The sequence below is a fragment of the Ideonella margarita genome, assembly GCF_038066635.1.
Lineage (GTDB): Bacteria > Pseudomonadota > Gammaproteobacteria > Burkholderiales > Burkholderiaceae_C > Ideonella > Ideonella margarita.
In genome coordinates this window covers 139,189-153,481 of sequence record NZ_JBBUTI010000003.1, presented here as the reverse complement: position 1 = coordinate 153,481, position 14,293 = coordinate 139,189, and the positions used below count along the sequence as shown (strand labels likewise).

Below are 14,293 nucleotides of genomic sequence, written 5' to 3'. Positions count from 1 at the left end.
CCGATTGGCCGACCCGTGCAGGCCACGGGTTGGTTACCAGGCTGAACGCAGCCGGGCCCGCAAATCGATCGGCGGCATGGTGGGCGGGCCTTTGAGCGCTTCGGCTTCCGCCTCGGACGCGCGGGCACGCTCGGCCGGGCCGTCGGGCTCGAACAGCGGCAGCAAGGCGTCGGGGATGAAGCGCGTGCGGCCGGCGTACAGGTGGCGGTCACCGAGCGCGCGTTGCTGGGTGACGTGAAAGCGCTGCGGCACGATGAGCTGCAGGTGCCGGCGGGCGCGTGTCATGCCCACGTACAGCAGCCGGCGCTCTTCCTCCAGCTGCACCGGTGAGCCGGTCGACAGATCAGACGGCAGGCAGCCGTCGACCATGTTGAGCAGCGTGACCGACGCCCATTCCTGCCCCTTGGCCGAATGCAGGGTCGAGAGGATCAGGTAGTCCTCGTCGATCAGCGGCACGCCGGCTTCGTCGCTGGTGGCTTCCGGCGGGTCGAGCGTCAGCTCGGTGAGGAAGCGCTCGCGCGAGCTGAAGCCCGGCGCCAGCCGCTGCAGCTGCTGCAGGTCGAGCAGGCGCACCACATGGTCGTCGTGCAGGCGCTCCAGGTGCGGCTGCAGCCACGCCACGGCCAGCGCCACATCGTCAGGCCACGGGGCGCCCGGAGTGCGCAGGGTGGCCAGCAGGCTGCACAGCGGCAGCAGTGCCTCGCGCGCCGGGCCGGGCAAGGCAAGCTGGCTCATCGCGTGAGCCATCTCTTCCAGCGTGCAGCCTTCCAGGGCGCGCTGGTCCAGCAGGCGGCGGGCGCGTATCGGGCCGATGTCGGGCAGCATCGTCAACAGGCGAAAACCGGCCAGCCGGCAGCTCGGGTTCTGGGCCCAGCGCAGCACGCTCAGCAGGTCTTTCACATGCGCGGCTTCGAGGAATTTCAGGCCACCGAACTTGACGAACGGGATGCGTCGCCGGGCCAGTTCCAGCTCGAGCGGGGCGCTGTGGGTGGCGGTGCGGAACAGCACCGCCTGCGACTTCAGCTTCAGCCCGCCTTCACGCAGGCGCAGCACTTCGTCGGCCACCCAGCGGGCCTGCGCGGCTTCGTTCAGCACGCTCACCAGCCGCGGCTTGTCGCCTTCGGCCAGGTCGCTCCACAGGGCCTTCTCGAAGCGCTCGGGCGCCAGCGCCATCACCGCATTGGCAGCGGCCAGCAGCGGCTGGGTGGCGCGGTAGTTGCGGGCCAGGGTAACGATGCGCGCCGCCGGGGTGAACTGCTGCGGAAAGTCGAGGATGTTGCGCACCTCGGCGGCGCGGAAGCTGTAGATGGACTGCGCGTCGTCGCCCACCACCGTCAGGCCACGGCCCTGCGGCGCCAGCGCGTGCAGGATGGCGGCCTGCAGCGGGTTGGTGTCCTGGTACTCATCCACCAGCACATGGTCGAACCGGCCGGCCAGCTCGGCGGCCAATTCCGGGCTGGCCTGCTGCATCTCGTGCCAGGCCAGCAGCAGGTCGTCGTAGTCCAGCAGGTGCTGGTCTTGCTTGGCGGCCACATAGGCCCGGAAGAGGCCGCGCAGGGCCGGGGCATGGTTGGCGCACCAGGGCCAGTGGGCGTCCAGCAGTTCCTCCAGCGGCACGCGGCTGTTTACCGCACGCGAATAGATCGACAGGCAGGTGCCCTTGAGCGGAAACCGCGCGCCGTCGGTGTGGGCCAGCCCTTGCGCCTGGCGGACCCAGTTCATCAGGTCCTCGGCGTCCGGGCGGTCGATCACGCTGAAATCAGGCGGCAGGCCGATGCGGGGGGCGGCTTCGCGCAGCAGGCGCGCGCCTACGCTGTGGAAGGTGCCGGCCCAGGGCAGCAGTGGCGCGCCTTGGTGGCCTTGCAGGCCCAGCGCCTGGTGCAGCAGCCGGCCTGCACGGTGCGTCATTTCCTGGGCGGCGCGGCGAGAAAACGTCAGCAGCAGGATGCGCTGCGGGTCTGCCCCCGCCAGCACCAGGTGGGCCACGCGCGACGCCAGTGTCAGCGTCTTGCCCGTGCCTGCGCCGGCAATCACCAGCAGCGGGCCATCCACATGCAGCACCGCGTCGCGTTGCTGCTCATTCAAGGGGTGCAACACCGCCATGGCGGGTGCCGCATCAGGCGGCAGGGCGGTGGCGGGAGGGGACAACATCCGGCAAGCATACTGGATGCATCAACAGGGTGCTGCGAGTGAAGCGCCCTGAGGCCCGGTGCAGCCGCAGGGCCGCACCGGGCGTGGGCCTTATTCCTTGCGGAAGGCGTCGTGGCAGGCCTTGCAGGTCTTGCCGGTTTCGCCGAAAGCCACCTTGATCTGGTCGAGGTTGCCGGTCTTGGCGGCGGCGTCGAGCTTGGCGACGGCGTCGGTCATGGCCTGGGCGCTGGCCTTGTATTTGTCGGCCTGGCTCCAGATTTCCGGCTTGGCGCGGGTTTCGCCCACGCCGGTGCCTTCGCCGAAGGCCGTGAATGGCAGGGCAGCCAGGGTGGCGACCACGTCCGCGTTGGCCTGCACGGCCTTGGCGTCAAACGGGGCCTTGCCTTGCACCACGGCGCCGATGCGACCGAAGTGCGTGGCCATCACGCTGAAGGCGGCCTTGCGGTACTTCACCGCGTCTTCAGGCTTCTGGAATTGGGCTGCTGCGGGCAGGCTGGCCAGCACAGAGATGCAGGCCAAGGTGGCCAGAGCGATACGTTTCATGCGTTTCCTCCAAAGGGATCAACCAGGACGACGTGTTGCCATGCGCATCGACAGACGCAAACCCGACAAACACCGCGCTGAGTGTACGCACGCGCCACACCCTTCAGCCCACCACCCCATAAAACCCCTCAGACGCTTGGCAGCGAGAAGGTGGCGACGCATGATGGCGGCGATCGACCTTCAGGAGCCCCCGTGAGCGACAGCCAGACCCAGACCCCCTCGACCACCCCCGCCGTTGACACCCAGCCCGTGCGTGTGTGGGACTTGCCCACCCGGCTGTTCCACTGGCTGCTGGTGGTCGGTGTGGTGGCGCTGGTGGCCACCGGCCAGATCGGCGGCAACCTCATCGAGGTGCACCTGAAGCTCGGCCTGGGCGTGGGTGCGCTGCTGGTGTTCCGCCTGGTGTGGGGCCTGGTGGGTGGGCGCTGGTCGCGCTTCACCAGCTTCATCTACGGCCCGGCGGCCATGCTGCGCTACCTGCGCGGCCAGAGCCGGCCCGATGAACATGTGGAGGTGGGCCACAACCCGCTGGGCATGCTGAGCGTGCTGGGCCTGCTGGCCGTGCTGCTGGTGCAGGTGGCCACCGGCCTGGTGGCCGATGACGAGATCGCCACCACCGGCCCGCTGAACCGCTTTGTCAGCCCGCGCTGGGTCAGCCTGGCCACCAGCTGGCACACACAAAACGGCAAGCTGCTGCTGATCTTGCTGGTGCTGCTGCACGTGGGGGCCATCGTTTTTTACCTCAAGCGCAAGCGCATCAACCTGGTCAAGCCGATGGTGACGGGCGACAAGCCCTTGCCTGCGGTCACGCCGGCCAGCCGCGACTCCTGGGTGACCCGGGTGCTGGCGGCGGTGCTGCTGGCGGCCTGCATCGGCACTGCCGTGTGGGTGAACAGCCTGGGCGCGGTGGCGGCTTTCTGAAAGCCATGGTCTTCCCTGAGGTGGGCTGTCGCGCAGGCGCAGAAGGGCCCCCGCGCCGCTAGACTAGCTGCTTCGACACTGCGCCCCCACGGCGATGGACACGCCCCAGATATTGCTGCAGACACCGCAGACGCCCGACGAGATCGAGGCGGTCCGCGGCATCTTCCGAGACTACGCCGCGCAGTTGGGTGTGGACCTGTGCTTCCAGAACTTCGACGACGAGCTGGCCACGCTGCCGGGTGAGTACGCCGCCCCGACGGGCTGCCTGCTGCTGGCCTGGGTGGGCGGTGAGCTGGCCGGCTGCGGCGCGTTCCGCCCGCTGCCGGATGCCGATTACGCCAATGCCTGCGAAATGAAGCGCCTGTTCGTGCGGCCGGCGTTTCGCCGCTACGGCCTGGGCCGGCAGCTGGCGCAGGCGCTGATCGACGATGCCACGCAGGCCGGCTACTCGGCCATGCTGCTCGACACCCTGGACGACATGGAAGCGGCGCGCGAGCTGTACGCCTCGCTGGGCTTCGAGGAAATCCCGCCCTACTACTTCAACCCGATCGCCGGCGCGCACTACCTCAAGGTCGAGCTTGGCTGAGCAGCGTGTGATGCGGCTGCGTCACAAGGTCATCCTGCTGGCGGTGGTGCCGCTGGTGGTGGCCGTGGGCCTGATCATCATGGCCCAGCGCCACCAGGAAGCAGTGCTGGCCGCGCGCCAGCAGGCCCTGGTGAAAACCGCCTACATGGAGGCCGCACGCTCCGAGCTGCGTCACTTCACTGCGCTGGCGCTCAGCACCATCAGCCCGCTCTACAACACCGGGCGCGACGACGACGACATCAAGCAGCAGGCGATGCGCCAGCTGGCGCTGCTGGACTACGGCGCCGACGGCTACTTCTTCCTCTACAACGACGAAGGCGTGAACCTGATGCACCCGCGCCAGCCCGAGCTGGTGGGGCGCAACCTCAGCGGCCTGCGCGACGCCAACGGTGAGCAGCCCATCCTGATGATGATGCAGAAGGCGGCGTCAGGCGGAGGCTTCGTGGAGTACAGCTGGCACAAGCCCTCGGCCCAGGCGCCGGCCCAGAAGCTGGCCTACGTGACGCCGCTCGAGCGCTGGCACTGGTGGATCGGCACCGGCCTGTACGTGGACGACATGGACAAGGTGCTGCTGCAGCTCGACACCGAACTGGCCGCCAGCGTGAACAACACCATGAGCTGGATCGCCGGCATCACGGTGCTGGCGCTGGTGGTCATCTTCAGCGGCGGCTTGTGGGTGAGCATGCATGAGCTGCGGCTGGCCGACGTGAAGCTCACGCTGCTGGCGCGCCAGATCGTGCGTTCGCAGGAAGAAGAGCGCGCTTACCTCTCGCGTGAGCTGCATGACGGCACGAGCCAGACGCTGGTGTCGGTCAAGCTGCTGATCGAGTCGGTGCTGGAGCGCATGCCGCAGGACGGCGGCCCCGTGCGCGCTGCGCTGGGCCGGGCGGTGGAGCGCCTGAAGGACGCGCTGGCGGAGGTGCGCGGCATGTCGCACCGGCTGCGGCCGGTGATGCTCGACACCCTGGGCCTGAGCGCCGCGATGAGCCAGCTCGCCGACGAGATGTGGGGCCAGAGCACCACCCGCTTCCGGATGCGGGTGAGCGGCGTGCCGCGTGACTTGCCGGACGAGGTCAAGACCGTGCTGTTCCGCGTCACCCAGGAGGCGCTGACCAACATCGAGAAGCACGCCCACGCCTCCGAGGTCGAGTTGCAACTGGTGTTTTCCGAGGAAGCCCTGCGCATGGTCGTGCAAGACAATGGCCGCGGCTTTGACACCGACTTCGTGCTGCACCACCCGAGCCAGGGCATCGGCCTGCGCAACATGCGCGAGCGCCTGGCCTCGATCGACGGGCAGCTGCAGGTCACCTCCCGGGCCGGCGACACCCGCATCACCGCGGTGGTGCCGGTCGACGCGATTGAACGCTTTGAACAACTCTGAGCCCTGATGGACACCCCACACCGCATCCGCCTGATGATTGTTGACGACCACGCCGTGGTGCGCGACGGCCTGAAGGCGGTGCTCGGCCTGGTTGATGACCTGGAGGTGGTGGCCGAGGCCGCGAACGATGTCGAGGCCATGGAGCGCGCCCGCAGCAGCCACCCCGACGTGGTGCTGATGGACATCAGCATGAAGGGCGACAGCGGCATCCAGGTGGCGCAGCGCCTGCTGGATGAAGAGCCTGAGCGTGCCGTGCTGATGCTCACCATGCATGACGGCATCGAATACGCCCAGCGGGCCCTGCGCGCCGGTGCCCGCGGTTATGTGCTGAAAGATTCGCCATCCAGCGAAATCGTGCACGCCATCCGCACGGTGCACGGCGGCGGCACCTTCCTCAGCCCGGTGATTGCCCAGCGGCTGTTCCGGGCGCCCACCGCGCGGGCGGTGCTGTCTGACCGCGAGCAGCAGATCCTGCAGTTCCTCGGCCAGGGCCTGGCCAGCAAGCAGATCGCCAGTGCGCTGGACCTGAGCGTGCGCACGGTCGAATCACACCGCCAGAGCATCCGCCGCAAGCTCAATCTGGCCGGGCAGGCCGAGCTCATCAAGTACGCCGTCGAGCACGCCGACTCGGCGTCCTGAGCCCTGCGGGTTGCATCCGACAGGGTTGCGCCCGAGCGGGTTTACGAGTGCGTAATGCTGCGGTTCATTTTTGCGTAGTCCAGCGGTAGCGGCTGCGCAGGCATCGGCACAGACTGTGGTCTCCATCAAACCAAGATTCCCGGAGACACACCATGAAGTTCGTTGCGATGTCCTTCAGCGCCGTGGCGCTGGCCTGCTCGATGTCCCTGGCGCATGCCGCCGAGCCGATCAAGATCGGTGTTTCCGGGCCGTTCACCGGTGGCTCTTCCTCGATGGGCGTGAGCATGCGCGACGGCGTGCGTCTGGCCGCCGAGGAAATCAACAAGGCCGGCGGCGTGCTGGGCCGTCCGCTGCTGCTGGTCGAGCGTGACGACGAGGCGAAGAACGAGCGCGGCGTCCAGATCGCCCAGGAAATGATCAACAAGGAGAAGGTGGCGGCCACCGTCGGCTTCATCAACACCGGCGTGGCCCTGGCCTCGCAGCGCTTCTACCAGGAAGCCAAGATCCCGGTGATGAACAACGTGGCCACCGGCTCGGCCGTGACCCACCAGTTCGACACCCAGCCCGAGAACTACATCTTCCGCAACGCCGCGCACGACAGCATCCAGGCGCCGATGATCGTGGAAGAGGCCATCACCCGCCGCGGCTACAAGAAGGTCGCCATCCTGGCCGACTCCACCAACTACGGCCAGCTCGGCCGCGCTGACCTGGAGAAGGCGCTCGAGCTCAAGGGCGTCAAGGCGGTGGCCGTCGAGAAGTTCAACATCAAGGACGTCGACATGACGCCGCAGCTGTTGAAGGCCAAGGAAGCCGGCGCTGAAGCCGTGCTGACGTACGGCATCGGCCCCGAGCTGGCGCAGATCGCCAACGGCATGACCAAGCTGGGCTGGAAGGTGCCGATGATCGGTTCCTGGACGCTGTCGATGGCCAACTTCATCGACAACGCCGGCCCCGGCGGTGAAGGCGCGCGCATGCCGCAGACCTTCGTGCAGGAGCCGACCACGCCGAAGCGCCAGAGCTTCATCATCAACTACCTGAAGACCTTCAACCCGAAGAACGCCCGCATCGACTCACCGGTGTCGGCTGCCCAGGGTTATGACTCGGTCTACCTGCTCGCCGCGGCCATCAAGCAGGCTGGCTCCACCGAAGGCGCCAAGGTGCGGGCCGCGCTGGAAGACCTGAAGGCGCCGGTGGAAGGCGTGGTGACGACCTACAACAAGCCGTTCACCAAGACCGACCACGAGGCCATCACCGCCAACATCCCGGTGTTCGGCGAGGTCAAGGGCCAGCGCGTGGTGTACGCCTACGAGGCTGATTTCAAGAAGGCCTCCGAAGTGCGCGTGAAGGACGTCAACGCCAAGGGCGCGCTGGCCGTCAAGAAGTAAGCCGGCACGCTGGCCTTGCTCAACAAGGCCGGCCTGTCCTGCCTGCCGGGTGTTCTGCCCGGCGGGCCTGTTGGGGCGCACCCGAAAGCTCACCATGCAAATCCTCACACAACTGGTGTTCAGCGGCATCGCGCTGGGCATGATCTACGCGGTCATCGCGTTCGGCTACCAGCTCACCTTCGCCACGTCCGACACGCTGAACTTCGGCCAGGGCGATGCCCTGATGCTGGGCGCGCTGGTCGGTCTGTCGCTGGTCGGCTTCGGGGTCAATTACTGGCTGATGATACCGCTGGTGTGTCTGTTCGGTGCGCTGCAGGGCGCGTTCGTCGAGCGCATCGGCGTGCGCCCGGCCATCAAGATGAAGTCCGAGTTCGGCTGGATCATGTCCACCATCGCGCTGGGCATCATCTTCAAGAACGTGGCTGAAAACATCTGGGGCCGCGACGACCTGAAGTTCCCCTCGCCGCTGCCGGAATCGCCGATGCAGTTCCTGGGCGCCAACGTGCTGCCGATGGAAGTGCTGGTCGTCGTCGGCGCCGTGCTGATGATGCTGGCGGTGGAGCTGTTCAACCGCCGCTCGATCTACGGCAAGGCCGTGGTGGCCACCTTCAATGACCGCGACGCGGCCAAGCTGATGGGCATCAACACCGGGCTCGTCATCACCTTCTCGTATGCGCTGTCGTCGTTGACGGCGGCGTTCGCAGGCGTGCTGATCGCACCGCTCACGCTGACCGGCGCCACCATGGGGGCGGTGCTGGGCCTGAAGGCCTTTGCGGTGGCCATCATCGGCGGCTTGACCAGCGGCATGGGCATCATCGTGGGCGGCATCATCCTCGGCGTGGCTGAAACCACCACCGGCTTCTACCTGTCGACGGGCTACAAGGACGTACCCGGCCTGGTGCTGCTGCTCATCGTGCTGGCCGTGAAGCCTGCGGGTCTGTTCGGCAAGACTGCCATCAAGAAGGTCTGAGGCCGCCATGAACGCACGAAAACTCACCCTTGCGCTGATCGCCTTCGGGGCCTTGCTGGCCTTCCCGGGCGTGGTCGGCAACCCGTATTACATCCACCTGGTCGAAACCATCATGATCTACGCGATCGTGCTGTTCGGCCTGGACATCGTGGTCGGCTACACCGGCCAGGTCTCGCTCGGCCATGCCGGCCTGTTCGGCATCGGCGCCTACACCGCTGGCGTGCTGGTCTTCAAGCTCGACGCCTCGCTGTGGGTCACGCTGCCTTCGGCGATTGCCGTGACGGCGGCCTTCGGTGCGGTGCTGGCGCTGCCGGCCCTGCGCGTCACCGGGCCTTACCTGGCGATGGTGACGCTGGCCTTCGGCACCATCATCCAGATCCTGATCAACGAGATGACCTTCCTCACCGAAGGCCCGCTCGGCATCACCCTGAGCAAGCCGGCGCTGTTCGGCCACAAGCTCGACGAGACCGAGTTCTACTGGGTCGTCGCGGTGATGCTGCTGGTCTCGCTGGTCGTGGTGCACCGCATCCTGCGCTCGCACCTCGGCCGGGCCTTCGAGGCGCTGCGCGGCAGCCCCGTGGCGTCTGACTGCATGGGCGTGTCGGTGTATCGGTACAAGGTCTACGCCTTCGTCATCAGCGCGGGCCTGGCCGGTCTGGCGGGTGCGCTGTACGCGTACTCCGAGCAGTACATCTCGCCCAACACCTACAACTTCGAGCAGACCGTGCTGTTCCTGCTGGCCATCATCATGGGTGGCCGCAAGACCCGCACCGGCGCGCTGCTGGGCGCAGCCATCATCGTGATGCTGCCCAAGCTGCTCGATGACCTGGAGATGTTCCGCATCGTCTCGATCGCCTTGGCGGTGGTGGTGGCGGTGTCGGCCGGCGTGGCGCTCAAGCGTGGCAAGACCACGCTGCAGGCGGCTGCCATTCCGGTGATCGGCAGCGTGGCGCTGGCAGCGGTCAGCTTCAAGCTGCAGACCATGACCGACTGGCGTCTGTCGATCTTCGGCCTGATCACGCTGTTCGTCGTCTACTACCTGCAGGACGGCATCGTCGGCTTCGTGCGCAATGCGCTGAACCTGCGCGGCCATGCAGCCACCGACGCTGACGACGTGGCGGCGATGAGCTCGGGCGGCGACGCCCTCACGCATGCCGGTGGTGGCAACGGTGCCACCCTGCTGCAGGCGCAAGGCGTGCTGATGCAGTTCGGTGGCCTGAAGGCGCTGAACAACGTCGATCTGATCGTCAAGCGCGGCACCATCCACGGCCTGATCGGCCCGAACGGTTCCGGCAAGAGCACGATGATGAACGTGCTCACCGGCATCTACACGCCCACGGCCGGTACGGTGAGTTTTGCCGGCAAGACGCTGGCCGGCCGCACCTCGTCGGACATCGCCCTGAGCGGCGTGGCCCGCACCTTCCAGAACGTTCAGCTGTTCGGTGAAATGAGCGCGCTGCAGAACGTGATGGTGGGCCTGCACCACAGCTTCCGCTCCAACCTGCTGGATGTGGCGCTGCACCTGCCGCGCTACCTGCGCGAGAACCGCGAGGCCAGCGTGCGGGCCATGGGCCTGCTGCGCTTCGTCGGCCTGGCGGACCTGGCCGGCGAGGAAGCGCGCAACCTGCCGTACGGCAAGCAGCGCCTGCTGGAAATCGCCCGCGCCCTGGCGCTGGACCCGGAACTGCTGCTGCTCGACGAGCCTGCGGCCGGCCTGACCGCGCCCGACATCAAGGAGCTGCTGGCCATCATCCAGAAGATACGCGAGCACGGCGTGACGGTGATCCTGATCGAGCACCACATGGACGTGGTGATGAGCCTGTGCGACACCGTCTCGGTGCTCGACTTCGGCCAGAAGATCGCGGAAGGGCTGCCGGCCGAAGTGCAGGCCAACGAGAAGGTCATCGAGGCTTACCTCGGTGGGCAGGCGACATGACGGCCCCCCAGCCTGTCGCCTCGCACCAGCCGATTTCCTCGAACAAGGACTGAACCCATGCTCACGATCAAGAACCTCAGTGCCGGCTACGGCAAGGTGCAGGTGCTGCACGGCATCTCGATGGACGTGCCCAAGGGCCGGGTGGTGACGCTGATCGGCTCCAACGGTGCCGGCAAGACCACCACCATGCGCGCGGTCAGCGGCATGATCGCGCCTACTGGCGGCGAGATCACGCTGAACGGCAAGCGCATCGACGGCCTCGAATCCTTCCACGTCGCCAAGCTGGGCCTGGCCCACTCACCCGAAGGCCGGCGCGTTTTCGCCACGATGACCGTGGCCGACAACCTGATGCTCGGCGCCTTTCCGCGGCTCACCGGCGCGCGCCCCAAGGGCGATGTGGCGGGCGATCTGGAACGCGCGATGGAGCTGTTCCCGCGGCTGAAGGAGCGACGGCTGCAACTGGCCGGCACGCTGTCGGGCGGTGAGCAGCAGATGCTGGCGATGGCCCGCGCCGTGATGCTCAACCCCGAGGTGGTGCTGCTGGATGAGCCGTCGATGGGCCTGGCGCCCATCCTGGTTGACGAGGTCTTCCGCATCATCGAGCGGCTGAAGGGCGAGGGCGTGACGATGCTGCTGGTCGAGCAGTTCGCCGCCGCCGCCCTGGCCGTGGCCGACTACGGCTACGTGCTGGAAAACGGCCGCATCAATGTGCACGGCGCGGCCGAGAAGTTGCGCAACGACCCGGCCGTGAAGGCCGCCTACCTGGGCGGCGGCCACTGAACCCTCAGTCGCGCGACGGGTAGACGCCCTGCGTGGCAATGAAGCAATTGATCGCCAGGTAGGGCGGCATCTTGTCGATGGGCTGGTTGCTGCCCGTTGGCGACGTGGTGGTGCTGCTCATGGCCACATCACCCGGGCCTGCGGCGTAGCGCGTGTCGGCCTTTTTTGCGGCGGCCGGCACGGCGTTGCCCGGCTCACCGAGCGTGCCCACGGCGCTGCTGCCGCGCGGAGCCACGGAGTGCACGTGGGCGGGCAACTGGCTGGTTTGCAGGACGGTGGTTTCCGAGCCGCCAGTCTGGGCGTGTTGGTACGCGTTGCGGCCCGGGGCCTGCCCGGTGTGCAGCACCATGCGGCCGCGGGCGTCGGGCAGCGCAAAAGTTTGCACGCCGTCACCCCCGAAGTAGGTGCCCAGCAGTGAAAACAGCGCAGAGTTTTGCTGGATGGACATCAGCTGTCCATTGAGTGGTGCCCAGCCTCGCGGAGTGAAGTTGAAACCCGCACACATGATCTGGCCCAGGTAGGGCTCAGCTTGCGCCTGCGCACCGGGCGCCAGCGCCACCATCGACAAGGCCACGGCCACCGCGCGCGCGGCGGGGCGGCGCTGCTGCACCAGCAAACTCGACAACACAGACAACTTGGACATGAGCGTCTCCTCCGGTTTGGGAGAGCGCATCGTCCACCTTCGCCACAGCCCCGTCACCCGCGGACATGGGGATGGCGCAGCGCCGCCGGGCAGGTCAGGGCGCTTCGGCCGGCGGGTTGGCGGCAGCGGCGGCCACCTTGGCACCCAATTCGGCCCGCAGGCGCTTGAGTCGCTCTTTCGGATCTTCGCGGTTGGTCGCCTCGTGCAGCTTCATCTCGTTGATGAAGCGGCTCGGGATGCCCTGCACCGTCTCGCGGCCCTTCTTGCGGCGGCGCAGCGTGGCCACCAGCAGGCTGCGCTGCGCCCGGGTGATGCCCACGTACATCAGGCGGCGTTCCTCTTCCAGGCGCTCGGGCGTCATCTCTTCTGTGTCGCTCTTGAAGGGCAGGATGCCCTCGTTCACGCCCACCAGCACCACATGCGGCCACTCCAGGCCCTTGGAGGCGTGCAACGTGGTCAGGGTGACCTGGTCCTGCTCCTCGCCGCGCTCGGCCAGGCTGAGGATCACGCTGATGGTCTGCGCCACGTCCAGCACGCTCTTCTTCTCGGCTTCGAAGGTGGCGCCGCCGTCTTGCTCGATCTGCCCGCCGCAGCGCTTGGCCACCCAGTCGACGAAGTCCATCACGTTCGACCAGCGGGCCGCGGCCACCTTCTCGCTGTCCTCGCTGTCGTAGAGGTGCTTCTCGTAGTCGATGTCCTTCAGCCAGCCCAGCAGCATCGTCTTGGCGTCTTCCGCGCCCACGGTGTGGCGCGCCTTGTACTGCATGTCGTTCACGTAGCGACCGAACTCGTGCAGCCCGCCGATGGTCTTCGGGCCGAGCGCGGCCGCCAGCGTGTCGGAGAACAGCGCCTCGAACATGCTGACCTTCCACTTGCCCGAGAACTCGCCGAGCTTGCCCAGCGTGGTGTGGCCGATGCCGCGCTTGGGCGTGGTCACCGCGCGCAGGAACGCCGGGTCGTCGTCCTGGTTCACCAGCAGGCGCAGCCAGGCGCACAGGTCCTTGATTTCCGCCTTGTCGAAGAAGCTCTGGCCGCCTGACACCTTGTATGGAATCTGCGCCGCCCGGAGCTTCTGCTCGAACGGGCGGGCCTGGAAATTGGTGCGGTAGAGGATGGCGAAATCGCTGGGCTTGAGCCGCGCGTCCTGCGCCATCAGCGCCTGGATGCGGGCCACGGCACGCTCGGCCTCGTGCTCTTCGCCGTCGCACTCGGCCACACGCACCGGCTCGCCTTCGCCCAGGTCACTCCACAGCTTCTTCTCGAAGATCTTCGGATTGCCGGCGATCACCTCGTTGGCGGCGCGCAGGATGGCGCTGGTCGAGCGGTAGTTCTGCTCCAGCGGAATCACCTTCAGCCGCGGAAACTCTTCCGGCAGCCGCTTCAGGTTCTCGATGGTCGCGCCGCGCCAGCCGTAAATGCTCTGGTCGTCGTCACCCACTGCTGTGAACAGGCCGCGCTGATGCTCGTCTTCATGGTCCACCAGCGCCTTCAGCAACTCGTACTGCACGGCGTTCGTGTCCTGGTATTCGTCGACCAGCACATGGCCGAACTGGCGCTGCCACTTCTGGCGCGCTTCGTCATTGGTACGCAGCAGCTTCAGCGGCATGCTGATGAGGTCGTCGAAGTCGACGGCCTGGTAGGCCACCAGGCGTTCCTCGTACAGCTTCATCACCTTGGCCGCGACGCGTTCGTCGTCGTCCTTGGCGGCGTCCAGCGCGGTGTCGCTGGTCAGGCCCATGTTCTTCCACAGGCTGATCGTCCATTGCCATTGGCGGGCGATCTTGTTGTCGGTGCAGGAGCCCGCGTCGCGCAGCACGCCCAGCACGTCGTCCGAATCGAGGATCGAAAACTGCTCCTTCAGGCCCAGCTTCACGCCGTCCTCGCGCAGCATGCGCACGCCCAGCGAGTGGAAGGTGCTGATGGCCAGGTCCTTCGCCGCCTTCGGGCCCACCAGCGAACGGGCCCGCTCACGCATTTCCAGCGCGGCCTTGTTGGTGAAGGTGATGGCGGCGATGCGCTTGGGGTTCAGGCCCGCCTGCAGAAGCCGAGCGATCTTGTGGGTAATTACCCGTGTTTTCCCTGATCCGGCGCCTGCCAGCACCAGGCACGGGCCGCTCAGGTAATGCACGGCCTCCATCTGGGCAGGGTTCAAGGTGGAGGCGACTGGAGGGCTGGAGGACATGGGGCTGACACAGGAGAAGGCCGCGGATCATAGCCAAGCGCGAGCGGGTGCACCTGCTCAGATTTGTGGCGATGCAGCAAATCGAGTCTTGTCCAGAGTCAAGACTCGCTGTTGCGCTGCACAAAAAGGGTCAGCAAGCGGTCAGGGTCGGCTTCCACACTCCGCCCCAATCCTGC

The 14,293-nt window shown here is 67.0% G+C and carries 12 protein-coding genes; 8 read left to right on the top strand and 4 right to left on the bottom strand.

The annotated features are described in order from the left end of the window. Positions 1–33: 33 nt before the first annotated feature. Positions 34–2,148 (bottom strand): ATP-dependent helicase, encoded by a 2,115-nt coding sequence (locus AACH00_RS05125; protein ID WP_423221900.1) that lies wholly within the window; start codon positions 2,146–2,148, stop codon positions 34–36. A gap of 93 nt (positions 2,149–2,241) precedes the next feature. Further along, entirely contained in the window at positions 2,242–2,694 is a 453-nt protein-coding gene (locus AACH00_RS05120; protein ID WP_341398008.1) for a c-type cytochrome, read from the bottom strand. Between the two features lie 192 nt (positions 2,695–2,886). Between AACH00_RS05120 and AACH00_RS05115 the strand changes: the two genes are divergently transcribed. The 8 genes from AACH00_RS05115 (at position 2,887) to AACH00_RS05080 (ending at position 11,292) form a co-directional block, all read left to right on the top strand. Beyond that, positions 2,887–3,615, top strand: coding sequence for a cytochrome b/b6 domain-containing protein (locus tag AACH00_RS05115; protein ID WP_341398007.1), 729 nt, complete (start codon positions 2,887–2,889; stop codon positions 3,613–3,615). A gap of 94 nt (positions 3,616–3,709) precedes the next feature. Then, positions 3,710–4,201, top strand: a complete 492-nt coding sequence (locus AACH00_RS05110) for a GNAT family N-acetyltransferase (RefSeq protein WP_341398006.1) — start codon at positions 3,710–3,712, stop codon at positions 4,199–4,201. Between the two features lie 10 nt (positions 4,202–4,211). Further along, positions 4,212–5,582 carry a cache domain-containing protein gene (locus AACH00_RS05105; RefSeq protein ID WP_341398005.1) on the top strand — a complete coding sequence of 457 codons (1,371 nt, stop codon included), beginning with the start codon at positions 4,212–4,214 and terminating at the stop codon, positions 5,580–5,582. Positions 5,583–5,588: 6 nt separating this feature from the next. Then, positions 5,589–6,221 (top strand): response regulator transcription factor, encoded by a 633-nt coding sequence (locus AACH00_RS05100; RefSeq protein WP_341398004.1) that lies wholly within the window; start codon positions 5,589–5,591, stop codon positions 6,219–6,221. Between the two features lie 167 nt (positions 6,222–6,388). Continuing rightward, positions 6,389–7,606, top strand: a complete 1,218-nt coding sequence (locus AACH00_RS05095) for an ABC transporter substrate-binding protein (RefSeq protein WP_423221899.1) — start codon at positions 6,389–6,391, stop codon at positions 7,604–7,606. Between the two features lie 94 nt (positions 7,607–7,700). Continuing rightward, positions 7,701–8,576 carry a branched-chain amino acid ABC transporter permease gene (locus AACH00_RS05090; protein WP_341398002.1) on the top strand — a complete coding sequence of 292 codons (876 nt, stop codon included), beginning with the start codon at positions 7,701–7,703 and terminating at the stop codon, positions 8,574–8,576. Positions 8,577–8,583: 7 nt separating this feature from the next. Then, the gene (locus tag AACH00_RS05085) at positions 8,584–10,512 is read left to right on the top strand and encodes a branched-chain amino acid ABC transporter ATP-binding protein/permease (RefSeq protein WP_341398001.1); all 1,929 of its coding nucleotides are present in this window, start codon (positions 8,584–8,586) and stop codon (positions 10,510–10,512) included. A 57-nt stretch (positions 10,513–10,569) separates the two neighbouring features. Further along, complete coding sequence (locus AACH00_RS05080) at positions 10,570–11,292, top strand: ABC transporter ATP-binding protein (protein ID WP_341398000.1); 723 nt, start codon at positions 10,570–10,572, stop codon at positions 11,290–11,292. Between the two features lie 4 nt (positions 11,293–11,296). Here AACH00_RS05080 and AACH00_RS05075 read toward each other — a convergent pair whose 3' ends face one another. Both AACH00_RS05075 and AACH00_RS05070 read right to left on the bottom strand, forming a co-directional pair. Next, the gene (locus AACH00_RS05075; RefSeq protein ID WP_341397999.1) at positions 11,297–11,935 is read right to left on the bottom strand and encodes a phage tail protein; all 639 of its coding nucleotides are present in this window, start codon (positions 11,933–11,935) and stop codon (positions 11,297–11,299) included. A 94-nt stretch (positions 11,936–12,029) separates the two neighbouring features. After that, entirely contained in the window at positions 12,030–14,117 is a 2,088-nt protein-coding gene (locus AACH00_RS05070; RefSeq protein ID WP_341397998.1) for an ATP-dependent helicase, read from the bottom strand. Between the last annotated feature and the right edge of the window lie 176 nt (positions 14,118–14,293).